The 21,453-nt window shown below is 38.8% G+C and carries 16 protein-coding genes; all 16 read left to right on the top strand.

Features of this window, described 5'->3' with window-relative positions; genetic code table 11:
• Positions 1-132 precede the first annotated feature (132 nt).
• The 16 genes from asnB (at position 133) to QL223_RS05515 (ending at position 21,083) form a co-directional block, all read left to right on the top strand.
• Positions 133-1,806, top strand: a complete 1,674-nt coding sequence (gene asnB, locus QL223_RS05590) for an asparagine synthase B (protein ID WP_281544148.1) — start codon at positions 133-135, stop codon at positions 1,804-1,806.
• A 623-nt stretch (positions 1,807-2,429) separates the two neighbouring features.
• A complete protein-coding gene (locus QL223_RS05585; protein ID WP_281544147.1) occupies positions 2,430-3,833 on the top strand; it encodes an undecaprenyl-phosphate glucose phosphotransferase in 1,404 nt (467 codons plus the stop codon).
• Between the two features lie 10 nt (positions 3,834-3,843).
• On the top strand, positions 3,844-5,076 hold the full coding sequence (locus QL223_RS05580; protein ID WP_281544146.1) for an outer membrane beta-barrel protein: 1,233 nt from the start codon (positions 3,844-3,846) through the stop codon (positions 5,074-5,076).
• A 23-nt stretch (positions 5,077-5,099) separates the two neighbouring features.
• The gene (locus QL223_RS05575; protein WP_281544145.1) at positions 5,100-5,633 is read left to right on the top strand and encodes a polysaccharide biosynthesis/export family protein; all 534 of its coding nucleotides are present in this window, start codon (positions 5,100-5,102) and stop codon (positions 5,631-5,633) included.
• A 160-nt stretch (positions 5,634-5,793) separates the two neighbouring features.
• Positions 5,794-8,019, top strand: a complete 2,226-nt coding sequence (locus QL223_RS05570) for a polysaccharide biosynthesis tyrosine autokinase (RefSeq protein ID WP_281544144.1) — start codon at positions 5,794-5,796, stop codon at positions 8,017-8,019.
• Between the two features lie 142 nt (positions 8,020-8,161).
• Positions 8,162-9,175, top strand: coding sequence for an SDR family oxidoreductase (locus QL223_RS05565; protein ID WP_281544143.1), 1,014 nt, complete (start codon positions 8,162-8,164; stop codon positions 9,173-9,175).
• Between the two features lie 26 nt (positions 9,176-9,201).
• Positions 9,202-10,482 carry a Vi polysaccharide biosynthesis UDP-N-acetylglucosamine C-6 dehydrogenase TviB gene (gene tviB / locus QL223_RS05560; protein ID WP_281544142.1) on the top strand — a complete coding sequence of 427 codons (1,281 nt, stop codon included), beginning with the start codon at positions 9,202-9,204 and terminating at the stop codon, positions 10,480-10,482.
• 318 nt (positions 10,483-10,800) lie between these two features.
• The gene (locus QL223_RS05555; protein WP_281544141.1) at positions 10,801-11,958 is read left to right on the top strand and encodes a hypothetical protein; all 1,158 of its coding nucleotides are present in this window, start codon (positions 10,801-10,803) and stop codon (positions 11,956-11,958) included.
• A complete protein-coding gene (locus QL223_RS05550; RefSeq protein WP_281544140.1) occupies positions 11,945-13,072 on the top strand; it encodes a glycosyltransferase family 4 protein in 1,128 nt (375 codons plus the stop codon). The genes QL223_RS05555 and QL223_RS05550 overlap by 14 nt, the downstream gene beginning before the upstream one ends.
• Positions 13,073-13,416: 344 nt before the next feature.
• Positions 13,417-14,343 carry an O-antigen ligase family protein gene (locus QL223_RS05545; protein WP_281544139.1) on the top strand — a complete coding sequence of 309 codons (927 nt, stop codon included), beginning with the start codon at positions 13,417-13,419 and terminating at the stop codon, positions 14,341-14,343.
• A complete protein-coding gene (locus QL223_RS05540) occupies positions 14,340-15,452 on the top strand; it encodes a glycosyltransferase family 4 protein (protein WP_281544138.1) in 1,113 nt (370 codons plus the stop codon). The genes QL223_RS05545 and QL223_RS05540 overlap by 4 nt, the downstream gene beginning before the upstream one ends.
• Entirely contained in the window at positions 15,445-16,503 is a 1,059-nt protein-coding gene (locus QL223_RS05535; RefSeq protein ID WP_281544137.1) for a glycosyltransferase family 4 protein, read from the top strand. Before QL223_RS05540 ends, QL223_RS05535 begins: the two co-directional genes overlap by 8 nt.
• A complete protein-coding gene (locus QL223_RS05530) occupies positions 16,500-16,952 on the top strand; it encodes a hypothetical protein (RefSeq protein ID WP_281544136.1) in 453 nt (150 codons plus the stop codon). The genes QL223_RS05535 and QL223_RS05530 overlap by 4 nt, the downstream gene beginning before the upstream one ends.
• Positions 16,949-17,425, top strand: coding sequence for a glycosyltransferase (locus QL223_RS05525; RefSeq protein WP_281544135.1), 477 nt, complete (start codon positions 16,949-16,951; stop codon positions 17,423-17,425). The genes QL223_RS05530 and QL223_RS05525 overlap by 4 nt, the downstream gene beginning before the upstream one ends.
• Before the next feature lie 198 nt (positions 17,426-17,623).
• Positions 17,624-19,780, top strand: a complete 2,157-nt coding sequence (locus QL223_RS05520) for a choice-of-anchor A family protein (protein WP_281544134.1) — start codon at positions 17,624-17,626, stop codon at positions 19,778-19,780.
• Positions 19,781-19,916: 136 nt separating this feature from the next.
• Positions 19,917-21,083, top strand: coding sequence for a nucleotide sugar dehydrogenase (locus tag QL223_RS05515; protein ID WP_281544133.1), 1,167 nt, complete (start codon positions 19,917-19,919; stop codon positions 21,081-21,083).
• The last annotated feature ends 370 nt before the right edge of the window (positions 21,084-21,453 follow it).

Below are 21,453 nucleotides of genomic sequence, written 5' to 3'. Positions count from 1 at the left end.
TAACCACACACTAAGTTTGATATTTTTTTTCTCGTTGTTGCTTGCTTTTTTTATTCAAGTTGGCAAATTGGACACAACACAAAATAAAACGCGCCTTTGAAAGGCGGCAGCAGGAAGTTTAGAGAGGGATTTATGTGTTCTGTATTTGGCATTCTGGATATTAAGTCAGATGCAACCGCACTCCGAGAAAGTGCGTTGGAAATGTCGAAGAAACTACGCCACCGTGGCCCAGACTGGTCTGGTATCTATTCATCTGAGCGCGCTATTCTTGCGCACGAGCGTCTGGCCATTGTTGGCCTTAACTCTGGCGCCCAACCTCTCTATAGCCCAGATGGCAAAGTAGTATTGGCGGTTAACGGCGAAATCTACAACCACAAAGAAATTCGTGCACGTTACGAAGGCAAGTACGATTTTCAAACTGATTCAGACTGTGAAGTGATTCTGGCTCTATACCAGGACAAAGGTGCTGACCTTCTCGAAGAGTTAAACGGCATTTTTGCTTTTGCACTTTACGATGAAGAAAAAGACGAATATCTGATCGGCCGCGACCATATCGGTATCATCCCTCTGTATCAGGGCTATGATGAGCACGGCAACTATTATGTCGCTTCTGAAATGAAAGCGCTGGTTCCAGTATGTAAAACCATCAGCGAATTCCCTCCAGGTTGCAGCTACGGTTCTAAAGATGCAGAGCCTGTTCGTTACTATATTCGTGATTGGAATGAGTTCGCAGCCGTTGAAAACAACACCTCAAGCAAAGAAGAACTGACAGCAGCGTTGGAAGCCGCAGTTAAGCGTCAGCTGATGACTGACGTACCATACGGTGTTCTTCTGTCTGGCGGTTTGGACTCTTCTATCACTTCAGCTGTGGCTAAACGTTTCGCCGCAATGCGTGTTGAAGATGACGACAAGAGCGCCGCATGGTGGCCTCAGCTTCACTCCTTTGCGATTGGCCTGGAAGGCGCGCCGGATCTGAAAGCCGCTCGTGAAGTGGCAGAGAAAATTGGTACTGTTCACCACGAGATGACCTACACTATTCAGGAAGGTCTGGACGCTATTCGTGATGTTATCTATCACATCGAAACTTACGACGTAACAACTATTCGTGCATCCACGCCGATGTACCTGATGGGTCGTAAAATCAAAGCCATGGGCATCAAAATGGTACTGTCCGGTGAAGGTGCAGATGAAATCTTCGGTGGCTACCTCTACTTCCATAAAGCACCAAACGCCCAAGAGTTCCATGAAGAAACCGTACGTAAGCTTTTGGCACTGAACATGTTTGACTGTGCCCGTGCGAACAAATCACTGGCGGCATGGGGTGTGGAAGGTCGTGTTCCTTTCCTCGATAAAGAGTTTATCGATGTTGCAATGCGCCTGAACCCGAAAGACAAGATGTGTGGCAACGGCAAGATGGAAAAACACATCCTGCGTGAGTGTTTTGAGCACTACCTGCCAGATTCAATCGCATGGCGCCAAAAAGAGCAGTTCTCGGACGGTGTTGGCTACGGCTGGATTGATACTCTGCGTGCTGTTGCAGAAGAGAAAGTTACTGACCAGCAAATGGAATCAGCCAGCTTCCGCTTCCCTTACAACACACCACAAACCAAAGAAGCTTACGTTTACCGTGAGATCTTTGAAGAGCTGTTCCCACTGCCATCAGCAGCGGAATGTGTACCAGGCGGCCCATCAATCGCCTGTTCAAGCGCCAAAGCGATTGAGTGGGATGAGAGCTTTAAAAACAGCGCAGACCCATCTGGTCGAGCTGTGGCAGCTGTTCATAACGAGGCTTACGCAAAGGCTTAAGCCTACTATTATCGTTAAATAAAGGCTTTCCCAAGTGGAAAGCCTTTTTTCTTTACCGCAGCCCCAGATACAGTCCTATCACCTACATAAATAGCACATACGGTCGCGATCAACTTAACCAAAATTAGTTTCGACTTTTTTTCACTTCGTACCAAGGTGCTATTTATATATTACAAAGTCATTACTAGTCAGAGTAATAACCTAGTCAATAGGTAAAATAACCGAATTCACATCTAATACCTTAACAATAATAATGTTTTAGCGGTTTGCTGATCGATTACCTTATTGTTAGTGCTATCACTTATATTCGTTTTTTTTTGTTATGAGCCGTAATATATTTACTGTCTAATATGTTATTTACATTCATTTGTGTGGCATCACGCACGAATGACTTATTGTCAAATCCAACACTCAATATCTATGTAAACCCGTGAATTTCTGATGTTAATATCCTGCCAACTCTTACTGCGTCAAACTTATGACGCGGGAAATCTAATTATTATCAAAACAATCAATAAGCATCTCTTTTGATTTCGTACTTTGGGAACGACACTCAAGGGCGGTAGCGTCGAAAATCACAAGCCAACGATGGATCATCGATTAGTTATCTAAGGTCAGAGAAAATGGATTCCACTCTTAAATTACATAGTAACTACGGCGCACTACATGTTCTATATAGAACGATTGACTGTCTTATTATCTTATTGACACTTTACGTAATATCTACGTCCTATACCAATCAGTTCATTCAAAAAGATTTACTATTGGGAAGCTATGCCATTTTGGTATACATGCTCGTAGCGGAGAAAAATGAACTCTATCGCTCTTGGCGAGTTCATCTTTTTAGGGAAGAAGCACTAAGTATCAGTAAAGCGTGGTTTATTACTTTTATTGCGTTAGTTTTTCTGGCTTTCTTTACTAAAACAAGCACAGATTATTCACGTGTTGTTACTGGCGTTTGGTTAGTAGCCACACCAGTAATACTTATTACTTGGCGATATGCCGCCAAACAGACTTTAAAGAAACTGCGCGATTACGGATATAATAAGAAAGAAGCCATTATCATAGGGGTGACAGAGAATGGTATTCGACTCGCTCACCAATTGATAAAGCACCCTGAACTCGGCATCAAAGTGAGCGGTTTTTATGATGATAGGGAAGCCAGCCGTCTAGATATCGACAATCTTCCCGCCCCATTTAAAGGCAATGTTCCTTCAGCGTTAGAGCTTGTTAAAAGCGGTGGCGCCCAGCATGTGTACATTTCCATGCCACTGAAGGCAAATGAACGTATCACTGCATATCTGAAAGACTTTTCAGATACCACTGCAAATACCTATTTGATACCGGATTTCTTTGTCTACAACCTTATCCAGTCTCGATTGAGCGCGATAGGAAATATACCGACCATCAGTATTCATGACACCCCTTTCTACGGTACCAATGGTTGGTTTAAGCGCGCACAAGATATCGTACTTGCTTCATTGATCATTCTACTCATCAGCCCAGTACTTATCGGTGTTGCCATCGGCGTCAAATTGTCATCACCGGGTCCAATTATTTTTAAACAATACCGCTACGGGCTGGATGGGCGCCGAATCAAGGTTTGGAAATTTCGCTCAATGAGCACAATGGACAACGGCTCAGTCGTCAAGCAAGCCACAAAAAACGACCCAAGAATCACACCCTTTGGGGCATTTATTCGAAGAACCTCGCTGGATGAGCTTCCGCAATTTATCAATGTGTTACAGGGCCGCATGTCTATTGTTGGTCCTCGACCACATGCTGTTGCACACAATGAAGAATATCGAACCATCGTTGATCGTTACATGCTGCGACACAAAGTGAAACCAGGAATCACTGGCTTAGCGCAGGTTAACGGTTACCGTGGCGAAACAGATACTTTAGAAAAAATGCAGAAGCGCGTTGAGTTTGACATCAAATACATTCAGTCATGGTCAACATGGCTTGATCTAAAAATCATCTTTAAAACCGTGTTCAAAGGCTTTACCGGAAAGACTGCCTACTAAAGGAATGAAAATGAACAGCCCTAAGAAAACACTCATTGCTTTGGTCTTGTTAAGTACTAGCAGTTGGGTAGTCGCTAATGAAGACAACGGATATACCACTGAGTCAGGGATTAAAATCACTCCTCTTTTTGAAGCTTATTATGAATACAATGACAACGTCGGTCGCTATTCACCTTCTGAAAGCCCTGAATCCTCCAGTGCGTTGATTGCAAAGCCAGGTGTGATGTTTGAATCTGACCGTAACGGAAACCAGTACCAAATAGCTTACCAGCTATCTTCGGGGAACTATTTTGATAGTGACATCGATGACTTTCTCGACCACGCTTTCACGACAAACAATTTTGTCCAGATCAGCCAAAGAAGTGGGATTGGTTTTAACTACACGTATTTAAAATCTCACGAAGCTCGCGGTACAGGCATTTTGGCTGGTGACCAACTTACAACCATTGCAACCGAACCTGTGAAATACACTCTCCACAACGCAAACATCACTCATGTTTACGGAGCAGAAGACTCGACAGGACGACTTGAGTCCAATTTAAGGTACGAAAACAAGAAATATAACAATTATCGCGACCTCACTGCTCCGGGTTTTGTTGCTTTGGGCACCAAGTATAAAGACTACGATGAACTCGCCGGCGCGCTAGCGTTTTACTACCAGATATTTCCAGCCACAGAGCTTTTACTCGAAATAGATTTAGCTGATCGTCAGTACAAGCTTGGCGATCCAGTCAGTGGTAATTCTCAGAATAATCTTGATGCTTACTTTCTCGTGGGTACCCAGTGGGACATTACGGGCAAGACCACCGGCAAGCTGAGATTGGGCTTGCAAGACAAAAACTACAAAGATGATGCCAGAGAGGACTTCAATGGTTTCAGTTGGGATTTAGATGTTGTTTGGGAACCTCTTACCTATTCAACGATTGCTTTGTCTGCTGCTCAGAGCGCCATCGACCCGAACCAAGGCAACAACTTCATCAATCAAACCAGTTTTGCCGCTAGTTGGAAACACTTCTGGCTATCGCGTGTATACAGCAACATCGCATTCGACATCATTAACGATGACTATTCACAGAGCTCCCGAAAAGATGACCTGCTGAGTTCCTCTTTCTATCTCGGATATGCGTTCAGGAAAGATACTGAAATTACTGCCGGCTGGCGATATGAAGACAATGACTCTTCGATTGACACCAACCGCTACAGCCAAAATGTATGGTACCTCGGCACTAATCTGGTGTTCTGATTTTTCAAAGGATTGCTGTTCAAATGACACACATCTATCGCTTACTCATTACGTTCACCTTTATCCTCACATTTCCTTTAAGTGCTCTCGCTAGTGGTAATGACTATACCATTGGTGCAGGAGATAAAATTCAAATTATCGTATATGGCGAAGAAGAGCTAACCATTGAAGAGTTGTATATCGATAGCAGTGGCGAATTCGACTACCCTTATCTCGGTCAATTAATGGCAATTGGCAAAACGACCGAACACCTAAAGGCTGAAATTATCAGAGGTTTAAAAGGCGATTACCTCGTCTCGCCTAAAGTTCGTGTGGGTATCGTTGGTTTCAGGAGTATTTTCGTCAACGGTGAAATCAAAAAGCCTGGCGGCTATGAGTATCAACCTGGCCTTACCGTAGACAAGGCGATTGCACTTGCCGGAGGCTTCACAGAACGTGCCGCAAGAAAAAGTATCTACATTACTCGCGAAGATAAAAATGAACCTAAAAACCGGGTAAGCCTTTCTCACATGGTCGCACCTGGGGACATCATTGTTATTGAACAGAGCTTCTTCTAGCTCCAGTGTCCCAGCCAAATTAATCACCTCTCAAGAGGATATACAAAATTTGGTCTATGTTCCTTAACAATAAAATTTTCAACTCCCTTCTTTGTCGGGCTTTGTCGAAATAAATATCTCACGACAGTGAGAAAAAACTGCATCTAAGATGGAATAAATAATGTCAGCTCACCCAAATGAAACTTCAGTACACCAAGAGCAACTCATTGATATTGGATATTATATTCATTTACTCAAGAAACGCTGGCTTTCTATTTCCTTCTTTACGTTACTCTGTACCGCGATTGCAGCTCTCGTTGCGCTATCTATTACGCCTACTTATCGAGCGACTGCAACCCTTCTTATAGAGTCGCAACAAGCTAAAGCTATTTCTATTGAAGAAGTCGTTGGCATAGATAGCCGCGCAAACGAATACTATCTCACACAATTCGAGATACTAAAGTCCAATCAAGTCGCACAGCGCGTTATTGACAAGTTGCAACTGAATCAGATTGAAGAGTTTAACCCATCAATCGGTGCAAACAATGAGCCTGGTTACAAGGAACAAATCAAAGATTGGTTGCGCTCGCATCCTGTGATTGATTCTTTCTTTTCATCAAAAGAAGAAATGGCCATTGACCCTGAATTAGAAAAAGAAGCCACAAATTTAAAAATACTAAAAGCATTTAAATCCAGACTGACAATATCCCCTATTCGTAAAACACAGCTAGTTAGAATTTCATTTGACTCAAAAGATCCTAAGCTTGCCGCAGAGATCGCCAATGCCGTGGGCTATGCCTTTATAGAAAACAATCTGGAGTCCAAGCTTCTCGCCACTGATAAAGCAAATGGATGGCTAAACGAGCGACTCACAGAGCTCAAACAGAACCTGAATTCATCCGAGCAAGCTTTAGTTCAGTTTCTACAACGTCAAGAACTTATCGACAACAGCGGTATTGCGGCCCTAACCAGTAATGAACTGCAAAACCTGACAGATAGAATCGCAGAAGCGACAGACCGAAGAACGAAAACCCAAGCGCTGTATAACGCGCTGAAAAGTAGTCCTAACGCCGATATTGCAACCCTCAGTGCTAACGCCCTGATTTCGAACCACCCACAAGTGCGTGACATCCGCCTTGCAGAGTCGGAAGCTGAGAAAGAAGTCAGTCAGCTATCCAAGCGCTATGGCCCTAAACACGACAGAATGATTCAAGCCAACGCGAGGTTGAAGTCGGTTCAACGTCGCGCGGAAAGCCTAATTTACAAGCTGATCAATGGGATCGAAAAAGAACTCGCCAGTGCGAAAGAGCAAGAAGCTCTGCTTAAACAAGAGCTGTTAAGTAAGAAAGAAGAGTTTCAATCTTTAAGTGTTGTTAAAAGTGAATACGATGCACTCAAGAGAGAGGTAGAGAGCAACGCCAAACTATATGATTTGTTCTTAACTCGTCAGAAAGAGACCTCGGCAACTAGCGATTTCAGCGCAGCCAATGCTCGCTTCAGCGACCACGCACTGGTTCCGCAAAATCCTTTTAAGCCTAATCGAAAACTCATCGTGGTCATCGCTTTAGTGGCAAGCATGGGTTTTGCTGGTGTTCTGGTGATTTGCTTAGATGCTTTCAACAACACCATCTCTTCAGCCAGAGACTTTGAAAACAAACTCGGCTTATTACCCACAGGCACACTTCCTTTGGTTAAAGCCAAGGAATATAAACGAAATCACATCGATGCTTTCGTTTTTAACAACAGTAAGTTTGCAGCGTTTCAAGAGTCCATTGATTCCATTAGAACGTCGCTCTATCTGAGTATGCCGAAGAGAGAAAGGAAACTTCTAGCACTGTCTTCTTCAGTACCTGGTGAAGGCAAAACGACAACAGCTGTAAATCTCGCCCAGTCTTTTGCAAGTATCGAAAAGGTGTTGTTAATAGATTGTGATTTGAGGAAACCTTCTGTAGGCCCACGTTTCGGACTCTCGAATAGCCAACCCGGTCTGACCAACATTTTGGTGATGAACACATCTCCTGATGATTGCATTGCGACTATTGAAGGAACAAATCTTGACGTTCTGACAGCTGGGTTGATTGTTGCCAATCCGCAAGAGCTCCTCAGTAGCACCGCTTTTCATAAGCTCGTTGAAGGGTTGTCCGAAAAGTATGACCGAATCATCTTTGACACGCCGCCGATTTTGCCAGTGAAAGATGCATTTATCGTCGGGAAGTTGACCAAAGGCATTGTGCTCATTCTGAAAGCAAATAGCACAAGTAAGTCTGTATATAAGCACACCATGACATTATTTACAAAGCATCAAATATCTATTGATGGCGTAGTGATTAATCAGGTTCCTCAGCCAAAGAAAGGCACACATACATACTCTGAGTATTCACGTTATGCATACGGGAACAGCGATTAGAATAAAAACCACCACCCCAAAATATCGGATTAGATCCCACAAAGAAATTCAAATAAGAAGGTAAGTGAAGGTACCTTCTTAATATTGCAAATATATTGAAGAAGAAAATAAAGTATTAACGAACATAAAAGGTCAAATTTACGTGGAAAGATATGAGGAAGTATGTGACCAGTTACTTGAGAAACCAACTAACTGGTTAATAACTGGGGTTGCTGGTTTTATTGGTTCCAATCTATTAGAAACTCTTCTAAAACTGAATCAAACAGTAATAGGTTTAGATAACCTTTCAACAGGCCACAGAAAAAATCTTGAAGAAGTTAAAATAAATGTATCCGAGGAGCAATGGAGTAGATTTTCTTTCATAGAGGGCGATATATGCTCGCTAGAAACTTGCAGGGATGCAGTAAGAGGCGTTGATTATGTTCTGCACCAAGCTGCTCTTGGGTCTGTACCTAGATCCTTAAGTGACCCCATAACTACAAATTCCGTTAATATTTCAGGAATGCTGAATATGCTTACAGCTTCAAAGGATGAAAACATTAAAGGATTTGTATTTGCAGCATCTAGTTCTACCTATGGAGACCACAAGGCTTTACCAAAGGTAGAAGAAAACATCGGAAACCCCCTATCCCCCTATGCAGTGACCAAGTATGTTAATGAATTATATGCTGACGTATTCATGAAATCTTACGGCTTTAAGTCTATTGGTCTTAGATATTTTAACGTATTTGGTCCAAGACAAGATGCAAATGGCGCATATGCTGCAGTAATACCTAAATGGACCAAAGCAATGATTTCTGGTGCGAATATTAATATTAACGGTGATGGAGAGACTAGTCGAGACTTCTGCTTCATAGATAATGTAGTACAGGCAAACTTACTATCAGCAGTATCAAATCTTGAGAAAAATGAGATATTTAATGTCGCACTAGGAGATAGAACAACTCTCAACGAACTCTACGAATCTATCAAAAACACTCTGAGAAACAAAGGGGTGTTATATGACAAGAAGCCCGTTTACCTCGGATTTAGGCCAGGAGATGTCCGTCATTCACAAGCCGATATTTCTAAAGCCCATAAATTGATTGGATACAATCCAAAAATCCGCATATACGAGGGTGTTGAGCTTTCAATGCCTTGGTATTTGAACCAGTAGTTTTTTTATTTAGTCAGAGTAATAAGATGAAATATAGCAATGAAGAACTAAAACTAGCTATTATTGGCTTAGGTTATGTTGGTCTCCCCCTAGCTGTTGAATTTGGGAAAAAACGTGATGTCATTGGATTCGATATAAGTAAAAAGAGAATCGATGAACTGCAATCTGGTACAGACAAGACTCTAGAGGTAGAGCCCGAACTTCTAGAATCAGCAAAAGGTCTTCACTTTACCTATGATGTTGAAAAATTGGGGGAAGCAAACACATATATTGTTACAGTTCCAACCCCAATAGATGCATTCAAAAAGCCAGATTTGACTCCTCTTTTAAAAGCAAGCGAAATGCTCGGAAGCGTACTTAAAAAAGGAGACATAGTAGTTTATGAGTCGACTGTATATCCTGGTGCGACAGAGGAAGATTGTGTACCTGTATTGGAATCGATATCTGGCTTAAAATTAAACAGGGATTTCTTTGTAGGCTATAGCCCAGAGCGGATAAATCCCGGTGATAAGAATCATCGTGTTACAAATATTTTGAAAGTGACATCAGGTTCAAATTCTGAGGTAGCAGTAACTATCGACAGCCTATACAAAGAAGTGATCAGCGCAGGCACCTTTCTAGCGAGTTCTATTCGTGTAGCTGAGGCTGCAAAGGTCATAGAGAATACCCAACGTGACGTGAATATAGCGTTAATAAATGAACTTTCGCTAATTTTTAACAAAATGGGTATCGATACGCTTGAAGTATTAGAAGCAGCAGGAACCAAATGGAACTTTTTACCGTTCCGCCCAGGTCTAGTCGGCGGTCACTGTATTGGTGTCGATCCTTACTATCTTACTCACAAAGCTGAAGCAATTGGTTACCACCCGGAAATGATTTTAGCTGGCCGCCGCATAAACGATAATATGGGTCGATATGTAGTAGGACAACTGGTCAAAGCTATGATGAAAAAGAAGATCCACGTAAATGAAGCTAACGTTTTAGTTATGGGCCTCACATTTAAAGAGAACTGTCCTGACCTAAGAAATACAAAAGTGATTGATATTATCAATGAATTGGCAGAGTATGGCGTAAATGTAGATGTATATGACCCTTGGGTATCGATTGAAGAAGCGCAGCAAGAGTATGATATTACTCCAATAGATCAACCAAAGATCGGAAAATACGACGGTATTATACTAGCTGTAGCTCATGATAAATTCAAATGCCTCAGTTCAGACGATTTAAATTCCCTAAAACGGGAAAATTCAGTTGTTTATGATCTAAAACATGTATTTTCTAAAGATAGAGTCGATATTAGATTGTGATAATAATCTTCATGAAGATAATTATTACCTACTAAAATCATTCTCTATTAAAGAAAATAATAAGCATATATAAATCCGAATTACCGAACACTAAACAACATCCAAATTTAAAGCCCTAGCACTAGAGCACTAGAGCACTAGAGCACTAGAGCACTAGAGCACTAGAGCACTAGGGCTTATAATAATCGGATGGGAAATGTTCGTTATTAAACAGTTGGTTTTTAATCTTGCCAATAAAACCCTCAATAAACCATTAAACGTATGTATCTAAAAGGCATAATTCAAATACTAAGTGGCAATGTTATAGCACAAGGCATCATGTTTACATCCACATTTATTTTAGGATTGTATTACAGCCAAGAAGCTATAGGGACATATGCTATTTTTTCGTCATATATAGTAATTATTGCAATATTTACATCTTTAAGATTGGAGCAGGGTATATCCAAAGCAAAGTGTCGAGAGGATGTATTAAAAATAACCGACTTGGTTATTATGGCTACGTTTGTTGTAACAATACTCTATTTTGTAATATTGTACCCTTCGTCATACATATTCGAAACTTTGTCAGATGCACCATTAAACTTAATCTACTTTGGGTCAATAGCTTTAACAATATTCAACATTACGAACTCAATGCTGACATACGGTTGCAAGTTTGGGTTGATATCAAACGCAAAAATCTTAAAAGCAATAATATTTGTAGCTTTACTATATCTTCTAAAGGACTTTGATACTGGAATAATACTCGCCTTTATATTTTCGCATCTTACCATATCTTTATACACAAACAGAAAATTTAATTTTGGCTATAAGATAAAGAAAACTAGGTTTATAAACTCCATAAAAAATCATAAAGAATACGAGTATATTTATAGATACTCAGCACCTAACGCTTGCTTAAATGTTGTATCACAACAAATTCCAATTATAGCTGGCTCTTTACTATATCCAGCTTCAATTATTGGAACATACTTTCTATATGACAAAATACTAAGAACTCCAGCAGTGATAATAATGCAATCACTTAGGCCAGTCCTAATAAGATATTATAGTAATACAAATAGTTCTGACGTAAATTTATTCTATCGTCATGTTTTGTTACTTATAATTCTGGCTGCATCTTATGTTATATCAATGTTTGCTTTGTCGCATTTTGTTTTGTCGCTAGGTATAATAAAAGAATGGGAACACGGATACATATATATCGTTCCGATACTAATAATTTCATTCAGTCAAATATCTAACACCGCCACAGTTCCCTATTTGCTTCATTTAAAGAAAACAGCAAACCTTTTCTATCTTGAGGTTTTTAATTTATTATCAAGAGTGCTAGTGGCAGTCTCTTGTCTTTACTACCAATCAGAATCAAATTATTTTTTCTTACTAATTTCATTAATCTCTCTATTAATATTATTTCTCAACATTCTAATACCAAAATTAACATCAGTAGAAGTGGAAAATGTCAAACCGTAATAATAAACTAAAGATTCTATATGTAATACAAAAAATTCATCCGGAAAAAGCTGGTGCTGGAATAAATCTTCATAACTTCTTGCCTTATTGCAAAGATAAATTTTCGTATCGAGTGTTAGCACTTGAGAGTAATATAAAACATACAACCGACGATGAGAGCCTTAGTTACTTTAGATATAAAACAATAGTTAAAAATAGACAACTACTAACCATAACTCAGACGTTAAATATATTTAGTTTCATTAAACATATTCTATGGTGTGATATCGTACACTTTAAATCAACACCAAAAGGAATATTTATAATCACACTACTCGGTAAGATTTTTGGAAAAAAAATCATCCAAGAGCCAACACTTGTTGGCCACGATGACCCTAACTCTTTCTCTAATTACAAAACTGGATCACTTCTAAATCTTTCTTGGAAGCTATCCAACACTTCAGTATTCATATCTAGTGACATCAAAGACAATGCAGGTTCATTCATAGGCGTACCTATAACCCGTGGTGTTAACTTGAAAAAATTTCATTATATTAAAAATGAAAACCTGAAAGAAACAATGAACATTGAAATAGACAAACTTGTTATTACTCAAGTCGGTAAAATTTCTGATCGAAAAAACCAACTCACAACCATCCGAATAGCAAAAAAAATTGAAGATAAACTTGGCATAAAGCTGAAGGTAATACTTGTTGGACCATATTTAGAAGACGAGTACTATAACGACATTCGAAAAATGGTAAAAACTCTTAATTTGGATGTTATGTTTACAGGACATGTTGATGATGTTGAAAGTTATTTGTCTATAAGTGATATCTATTTATTCCCATCGAAAGATGAAGGGTTTGGTGTTTCTGTAATACAAGCTTTAGCATCTGGAAATCAAACATTCATGTCTCCAGTAGGATGCTATAAAGAGCTTCTAGATCTAGGTTTTGATGGTGTAGTCAATGGAAATGAAGATGAATGGGTAGAAAAGGTCTGTGAGCATTTATCCAATATAGATATAAAGTCCCGTGAAAAAAATAGGTCATTAGTAGAGTCCTTCGATGAAGAAGTCGTATCTAAGAAAACGTTAAGCCTCTACAAGAGCGTAATCAACAATAACTCTTAGATTTTTCACAATTAACATTGCTTGAAAATATTCAGATTATAGGTTATTAAATATTGAAAATAAGAAAAATTAATTTTATTTGCTTCTACTTTCTTCTTTCATGTTTATTTTTTTCCCGAAGCTTTAACTTTTTACTCGAAAAAGAAGAAGGCATTGGCTCTAGCCCTTCTTTTCAGATACTTGCATTATTAACATACATTATAGCCACATACTTGATAATAAGAACCAATAAGCTTAGAAACTTTATTTTCGATGCTAGATACATACTAATATTTGTAGCATTAATGTTTACATCTGTCATTTGGTCGGATATTCCTTCTAAATCCTTCACCAGAAGTATAGCAATGTTAGGAACTTTGATTGTATCGTATGCTATCTATTTATATTTTTCCCCGAGACAACTACTCTATCTGATTGCTATAACTCTTGGGATAGGAGCTGTAGCCTCTATTTTTCTTGCTTTATTAGTTCCCGGTATCGGAATTCACGGAAGCGAGTCAAACGCAGCACATGTTGGTCTATGGAAAGGTGTTTATGGATTCAAGAACCATTTAGGCAGGTTCATGGTTATTTTAATCCTATCACTTATATCCATATCAATTATTGAAAGAAGATATAGCATTAAGGTTATAAGCCTTATTCTAATCGCCATTATTTGTACCTATAAATCCGGATCAAGCACTGCTTTAATATTGTTGGTGTCATGCCCTGCTTTCTTGTACTCTTGTTTATACTTACAAAGCAGAAGAGTACATAGTGGTTTTAAGGTTACATTTTTCTTGTTAACGTTAGCTACTTTAATTTTTTCTTTTTATATACTCCCTTGGATAATCACAGACATTTTTAATAAAGACATGACTGGGTCAGGGCGGACTTTACTCTGGGAATCACTCTATCACGCATCGTTGCGCCATTGGACTGGTCATGGGTTTGGTGGGGTTTTCTGGGGGGAATACAATAGTGCGTATTTCCTAATGGATGAATATTATTATAACTTAGGTCATGCGCATAACGGATTTGTCGACATTTGGTTAGAGCTAGGATATTTGGGTTTAATATTATATATACTCATCCTGATAAGTGCTTCATATACTGCATTTAAACGATTTTTTTGGGAACGAGATATGTCCTATACGTTCTTTTTATCAATAATTATATTCCTGATAATTTATAGTCTTAGCGGTGGTGGTTTTGTAAAACAAAATAACATGATGTGGATATTGTTTTGTGTTAGCTGGTTCCATTTACATAATAAGAGATCCTTTAAATGAAAGTTGCATTCATATTAAATAGTTTATCCATTGGTGGAAGTGAACGGAAAATAGTTAATATTGCAAATAGAATGTCAGATAATGGCTGGGATGTAAGCATTTTATATATATCTGGCTCTAATGAGCTTCAGCCAGATATATATAAGTCAATTACAGTTTTAAAATTGACGCATTCAAGAGAAAGTTTCTTTAATGCAATAAAGAGGTCGTTCAAATATATTACGGAAAACAATATAGACTCTGTCTTCACTGTAAACATGTATCCTCTACTCTTTGCCTTAGGACCAAAGATAAAATTACAAAGCAAACTGAGGATGATTTCTTTAACTAATACAACACATTTTGAGTGTATTAAAAAGAAAGTCCAAATGCTGATATACCGCTTAGCATTGTCTTTTTCAGATCATATTGTATTTGGCGCGAATTGTCAGAAGAAAATTTGGAAAAATAGATATTTACTTCATCATATACCCAGTAGTGTTATCTACAATGGTGTTGATACGTACAAATTTTCTCTTTCTAAAGAAATTTCGGAAAAGTCAGATATTCTACGCAAAGATCTATCACTTGAAAGTTATGATTGCACTTTTTGTACTGTCGCTCAATTGAGAGTAGAAAAAAGACATATTGATATAATTGATGCTTGTGCGCATTTAAAACAAAAAGGAATAAATGTTGCTTGTATGTTCGTAGGTGGATCGTCAAATGAATATCAACAAGAACTTCTAGAAAGAGCTAAAAAATACGGAGTAGTCAATAATATTAAATTTATTGGTCAAGTAGATGATTGCCGGCCCTACCTTGCCGCAAGCAATTGTTTCTTGTTGGCATCTGAAAGTGAAACATTTTCAAATGCAGCCCTTGAAGCCATGTCTCTCTCTCTTCCAGTTCTAATGACAAATGTCGGCGGGGCATCAGAAATGGTTATTGAAAATAATAATGGTTTTTTATTCAATGCTCTAGATCCTCAGTCAATGGCCAACAAAATGGAGCTAATTATTTCAGGACAACAAGACCATTTAGGTTACAACGCCAGAAAAAGAGTTACTGATAGTTTTTCCTATCAGTCTATGATAAAGAGTTATATGGATATTGCACATCATGACTAAAAAATATGTAGTAATGATAGGCAGTGAATTTACTAGCCCAGGTGGTATCTCATCTGTAGTGAGCACCTACAAAAATAGTGGGTTGTTTGAGATTGCCAACGTTAAGTACATTGCTTCGTACGACAAACCAAACAAAATCATGATGCTATTCAAGTTTATTTCTTGCTTTCTGTCTCTTTTCAGACTGCTAATATCTAATCAAGTATCCTGTGTTCACGTTCATTCAGCTTCTCGCGGTAGTTTTTGGCGAAAGATGATTATCCTAAAATTTTCGCATTATTTTGGTGTAAGAACGATTTTCCATCTACACAGTGGAGAATTTGAAAATTTCTATAGATCTCAAAATCCATCTATAAAAAGATTCATTAGCAATTTTTTATCCGAGGTGGATATCGTAATAGCGCTAACTGAACATTGGAAAAGAGTCGTTAAGAATATATCGCCTAACTCACACGTAAGAGTTGTTAGTAACCCTGTGCAAACATTTGAAGGAAATTACAAAAGAAAACATAATCAAATTTTGTTTCTAGGAAGACTTAGAGAGACGAAAGGTTTGTATGAACTTGTTGATGCATGCGCTCTATTAAAGCAACAAGGACTGCCCTTCAACTTAGTTTTAGCAGGAGACGGTGATATTGAAGGTGTCAGAAAACTATGTATTGACAAAGACATTTACGAACATACTTCTTTAACTGGATGGGTGGAAGGTACCAATAAAGAGCGACTACTTCTCGAATCAGATATTTTTGTTCTACCCTCCTATTTTGAAGGTTTACCTATTGGTGTTCTCGAAGCAATGGCCAATCGCGTAGCCGTCATAGCTACATCCGTAGGTGGAATACCCGACATCTTAACAAACGGTCATGATGGGTTGTTGGTTCCCTCAAGGGATCACCTTGAGCTAGCTGGAGCCATAAAAACCCTATTACAACAACCCGCCAGAAAACAAATGTATATCGATAACGCTTTTTCCAGAGCAACCGAGCACTACCACTGTGACTCTGTAAACCTCGCGCTACTAAATCTATATCTATCGGAAGACTACTCATGAAACAAAAAAAAATACTTGCTGTAGCGTCTGGAGGCGGTCATTGGGTTCAATTACGGCGCCTGCAAAACGCATTCACTGGCCAACAACAGATCTATGTCACGGTAAAAGATGACTATAAATCTGATGTTCCTGACTCTGCCAAGTTTTATACGGTAAGAGACGCTACTAGATGGAATAAATTTGGACTAATAGTTCTTTTCTTTCAACTTTTTTTTATAGTAATAAAAGAGAGACCCGATATTGTTATTTCAACAGGAGCTGCCCCTGGTTACTTTGCTTTGCGTCTAGGACGCATCTTCGGAGCAAAGACAGTTTGGATTGATAGTATCGCTAATGTAGAGAAAATGTCTTTGTCCGGTGAAAAAATTTCTAAACATGTTGAATATTGCCTCACACAGTGGCAACACTTAGGCTCGCAAGACTATACGTTTAAGGGAAACTGTTTATGATATTTGTTACCGTAGGCTCTCAAATGGCCTTTGACCGTATGGTTAATATTGTCGATGAATGGGCAAAAAAAACATCTCGTAATGACATTGTAGCTCAAATAGGGATGTCATCAGAAAAATTTGACAATATCGACTGCTACGAGGGGTTCACTTCTGAAGAGTTTAAAAACAAAATTGAGCAAGCTGATGTTGTTATTGGTCACGCTGGAATGGGTACAATATTAACCTGTTTGGAAATTGGAAAACCATTGTTAATTATGGCTAGAGAAGGCTCACTTAAAGAGACTAGGAATGACCATCAGATTGCCACAAAGAATTGGGTGAAAGATTGGGATTATATATTTGAGTTCCACTCTATAGAAACGCTAGAGAGTGCATACAACGCAGCCATCGCTATAAAATCACTACCGACAAGAAATCAACACTCAGAAAGTGAACTCGTGGATTTTTTAAAAGAAGTTATTCATTTATAATATTCAAATACCTAGCTAATACACCGGAAAATATTTCGTAAATATCGATCGTAACCTAAATCTATCGTGATAATTTGTCTTAATCAAAACCCCTTAATATTCTTAAATAGACACTTTCAATTAAGTAAAAACCTTCATTAGAAATTTTCACAGTAACTTATTATATTTGTAATCGCCACTTAAAAATCAGGGATTGTAATGAAAAAAATATTTGGCATGGCATTGGTACTGTTAAGTACTAATACAAGTGCACTAACTAACGATTATAGTGCATTAGTTTTTGGCGATTTTTCGTCTCCCCATTCTTCAAGCATGGGCCCGCTGGCAGTAAACAACAATGCTGATCTCAATGGATACAGTATTATGCTTGAAGATGTCGAGTTTCATGCACATGAAAACTCTTTGATAGTTGGAGGTGATCTTAGCTACAAAGGTGGACGTGTATATCAAGGTAGCATCGTTGTAAACGGTGATATATCTAACGTTTCAGAAACAATCGAATTAGGTCTAGCTGTTGGTGCGACTATCCGCGGAAATACAGAACTACCTATCGATTTCGCTGATCTGAAACACACCTATACGAATTACTCATATCTATTACAAAAACTAGAAAGCACGGGTACTGTCACAAACAAATGGGGAGGGGTTTATTTAGAAGGCGACTGCAGCAGCGATTTACAAGTTTTCAATGTAGATGGGTATAAATTGGAAAAGTCTCATACTTTAGCGCTAAGTTGCGTCCCAGAGACCGCTACAGTAATTGTTAATATCAGTGGAAGTAAATCTGACTTTAGTCCCTTGAGCAATATTAGTTTGTCCGACTTCACGCTTAATCGACAGAAGACGATATTCAATCTTCATGACGCAACTTCATTATCAATATCTGGTGTCGCTCTCGAGGGAATGGTATTAGCACCTAATGCAGATATTCATGCTGCTTCAGGTTCTTCTTATGTAGGCGTTGTAGCTAACAGTTGGCGCGGATCAATGCATTTAGGTTTTGAACCATTTACCGGTAAACTTCCCTTTCAAAATGAACCAGATCCGATATCTGCAGAATTAAAATGGCATTGGAAGTCTAGTGATTTCATGCCTGATTTTAATCAAGTTATAATGACACCAGTCGTTGGTCAACTCAATGACGATAACCTTGATGGAAAAATCAATAATAATGACATAGCCGATGTTGTTTTTGTTAGTTTTAAAGATCATCAATATAAAAAAGGAGTATTGAGAGCAATCAGCGGTAAAGATGGCTCTGAGTTATGGAATTATCGTGATGGGGCCATATTGGCTGACGCACGATTTTCGCCTGCAATAGCTGACATGGATAATGACGGCGTTGTCGATATCATTGTCGGGGACGAATCCAAACGGACAGTTTATGTTGTCAGTAATAAAGGAAAACTAAAGGATACGATCAAGTACGCCGGTGTAAGAAATATGGTTATTGCAGATATTGATGCAGACTCAAACCCAGAGATACTTCTAACTAATGGTGTCTATTCTTATCAAAACGGTTTCATGTACAGATTCAGTTCTTGGGGACCCGATCCAATAGCATTGGATTATGACCTAGATGGTGAAATGGAAGTGTTTGCAAACGCGACACTATATAATAAATTTGGAGATGTGCTGTGGTCGGACGAAAAGCATGACTACTTTTGGTTCTCAGCAGTAGCAAACCTAGACGACGATGTTGAACCAGAGTTTGTTACTTCTATTCCTGGACGAAATTCTGACTCTCATCAACTTTTAGCAGTCTATGAGCATGATGGTACGCTTAAGTGGCAGGTTGAAGACATAACCAAGCAGGGCGGTGGTGTCCAAGCAATATCAATTTTCCTTGAGGACTCTCAGTTGGGTATCGTTTCTTCATCTGTTGATAATGTTCGGATGTACGATGTATCAGGTAATGTTGTATGGAATTATTCTATTGAGGATATCAGCTATAAAGTCGGAGTATCCGCATACGACTTTGATAATGATGGTCTTGATGAAGTTATTGTCCAGGACCAGTATAACGTTACCATTCTAGAAGGTAATACCGGTAAGGCGCGCTTAGTTATACCCAATTCAAGTGGAACTCTTTATGAATACCCTATTGTTGTAGACCTTGAAGGTGATAACAATGCTGAGTTAATAGTCGTTGCCAATAACTTCGACTCTAAATTCGGTAATGATTCAGGCGTTAGAGCTTTCAAGTCCAAAGATAGTCAGTGGCTTCACGCAACTCGCATTTGGAATCAGCACTCCTACCATCAGACTAATATCTCGCAAGAAGGAAAAGTACCACAATCAGAACTACCGAGTTGGCTTTTGAATAATTCTTATCGCTCAAGCACATTACGTTAGTATACATACATTTTATATGATACGAGGTTGAGGTCAGATTCTCTTCTAGCTATCTGACCTCAATAATTACTAACTTCTCGATTGCTTGACTAAATAATAACCAGTCTAACTACTAGTTAACTCATTTAGGGAAATTATGAAAATTGCAGTTGTAGGAACAGGCTATGTAGGTCTTTCCAACTCCGTCTTATTGGCACAAAACCATACCGTTATTGCATTAGATGTAGTCGTGAATAAAGTCGAAATGCTTAATGATAAAATATCACCCATAGCAGACAATGAAATTGAATATTTTCTTAAGGAAAAAGATCTCGATTTACGAGCAACGTTGGACAAGGTAGAGGCATATAGTAACGCAGACTTTATCATTATCGCAACACCAACTGATTATGATGCTGATACTAATAACTTCGATACAAAGACTGTTGAAGCTGTAATTCGCGATGTAATAGCAATAAACCCAAAAGCAACAATGATAATTAAATCTACTGTCCCTGTTGGGTATACAAATCGAGTAAGAAAAGAGTTCGGATGTGATAATATTATTTTTTCTCCCGAATTTCTACGCGAAGGTAGAGCTCTTTACGACAATCTTTACCCCTCAAGGATTATAATTGGCGAGCGGAGTACACGTGCTGAAACTTTTGCCAATCTTTTAGTTGAAGGCGCAGAGAAGAAGGATATAAATATTCTTTTTACTGATTCAACAGAAGCTGAAGCCGTAAAGTTGTTCTCAAACACCTATTTAGCAATGCGTGTAGCCTATTTCAACGAACTGGACACTTATTCAGAGAAACATTGCTTAGATACACGACAAATCATAGAGGGTGTAGGGTTAGACCCACGCATAGGAAACCACTATAACAATCCTTCTTTTGGTTATGGTGGCTACTGCCTACCAAAAGATACAAAACAACTTTTGGCCAATTATCGAGATGTGCCAAACAATATGATTAGGGCTATTGTTGATGCAAACACCACCCGTAAAGATTTTATCGCGGAATCAATTCTTTCAAAAAATCCAAAGGTAGTTGGTATCTATAGGCTAATCATGAAGTCCGGATCCGACAATTTCAGGGCCTCATCGATACAGGGAGTTATGAAACGCATCAAAGCTAAAGGCGTCGAGGTAATCGTTTATGAGCCAGTTTTGACAGAGAAAGAGTTCTTCCATTCAGAAGTGCTAACCGATTTTAACGTGTTCAAATCAAAGGCAGACGTTATAGTTTCTAACCGTATGACAGAAGAGTTAGCCGATGTCATTGAGAAGGTGTACACACGTGATTTGTTTGGTAGTGATTAGGTAAGCCACCTTTAAAAGTCTCTTTTCTGACAAACCACTTTTAGAAACCCAAATGAATAGAAAATTACTACTTGTCTTTCATTGTTTCATTATCTGTAGCGTTTTATCTTTTGCCTCACTACAGTTCTATAAATCAATGTATAGAAACGCTGGAACAGAAGCCCTTTCGAATCTACAGGATTACACAACAGCGAACTACAACACTACTTCGATGTCTCTGTTAGCTCATACCCTAGCTTCAGTATCTCCAGCTTCAGCATACGATTACTCGCTAAGTGCAAAATTGTACCAATGGAGTGCATATCTAAGTGGCAGCAAAGATACCGACCAGCTGACTACGCTCCTGCAAAAGAGTCTAAGGTTAAGGCCT

The organism is Grimontia sp. SpTr1, from assembly GCF_947387585.1.
GTDB lineage: Bacteria > Pseudomonadota > Gammaproteobacteria > Enterobacterales > Vibrionaceae > Enterovibrio > Enterovibrio indicus.
Note: the sequence above shows the minus strand (reverse complement) of the source record. Positions and strands in the feature narration are given on the sequence as shown.

Bases quoted from the DNA above. Each gene is read 5' to 3' on its own strand.
- QL223_RS05520 (WP_281544134.1), top strand. From the start codon at position 17,624: ATGAAAAAAATATTTGGCATGGCATTGGTACTGTTAAGTACTAATACA.
- QL223_RS05540 (WP_281544138.1), top strand. From the start codon at position 14,340: ATGAAAGTTGCATTCATATTAAATAGTTTATCCATTGGTGGAAGTGAA.
- QL223_RS05555 (WP_281544141.1), top strand. From the start codon at position 10,801: ATGTTTACATCCACATTTATTTTAGGATTGTATTACAGCCAAGAAGCT.
- asnB (WP_281544148.1), top strand. From the start codon at position 133: ATGTGTTCTGTATTTGGCATTCTGGATATTAAGTCAGATGCAACCGCA.
- QL223_RS05580 (WP_281544146.1), top strand. From the start codon at position 3,844: ATGAACAGCCCTAAGAAAACACTCATTGCTTTGGTCTTGTTAAGTACT.
- QL223_RS05530 (WP_281544136.1), top strand. From the start codon at position 16,500: ATGAAACAAAAAAAAATACTTGCTGTAGCGTCTGGAGGCGGTCATTGG.
- QL223_RS05535 (WP_281544137.1), top strand. From the start codon at position 15,445: ATGACTAAAAAATATGTAGTAATGATAGGCAGTGAATTTACTAGCCCA.
- QL223_RS05575 (WP_281544145.1), top strand. From the start codon at position 5,100: ATGACACACATCTATCGCTTACTCATTACGTTCACCTTTATCCTCACA.
- QL223_RS05570 (WP_281544144.1), top strand. From the start codon at position 5,794: ATGTCAGCTCACCCAAATGAAACTTCAGTACACCAAGAGCAACTCATT.
- QL223_RS05550 (WP_281544140.1), top strand. From the start codon at position 11,945: ATGTCAAACCGTAATAATAAACTAAAGATTCTATATGTAATACAAAAA.
- QL223_RS05525 (WP_281544135.1), top strand. From the start codon at position 16,949: ATGATATTTGTTACCGTAGGCTCTCAAATGGCCTTTGACCGTATGGTT.
- QL223_RS05545 (WP_281544139.1), top strand. From the start codon at position 13,417: ATGTTAGGAACTTTGATTGTATCGTATGCTATCTATTTATATTTTTCC.
- QL223_RS05515 (WP_281544133.1), top strand. From the start codon at position 19,917: ATGAAAATTGCAGTTGTAGGAACAGGCTATGTAGGTCTTTCCAACTCC.
- QL223_RS05585 (WP_281544147.1), top strand. From the start codon at position 2,430: ATGGATTCCACTCTTAAATTACATAGTAACTACGGCGCACTACATGTT.
- tviB (WP_281544142.1), top strand. From the start codon at position 9,202: ATGAAATATAGCAATGAAGAACTAAAACTAGCTATTATTGGCTTAGGT.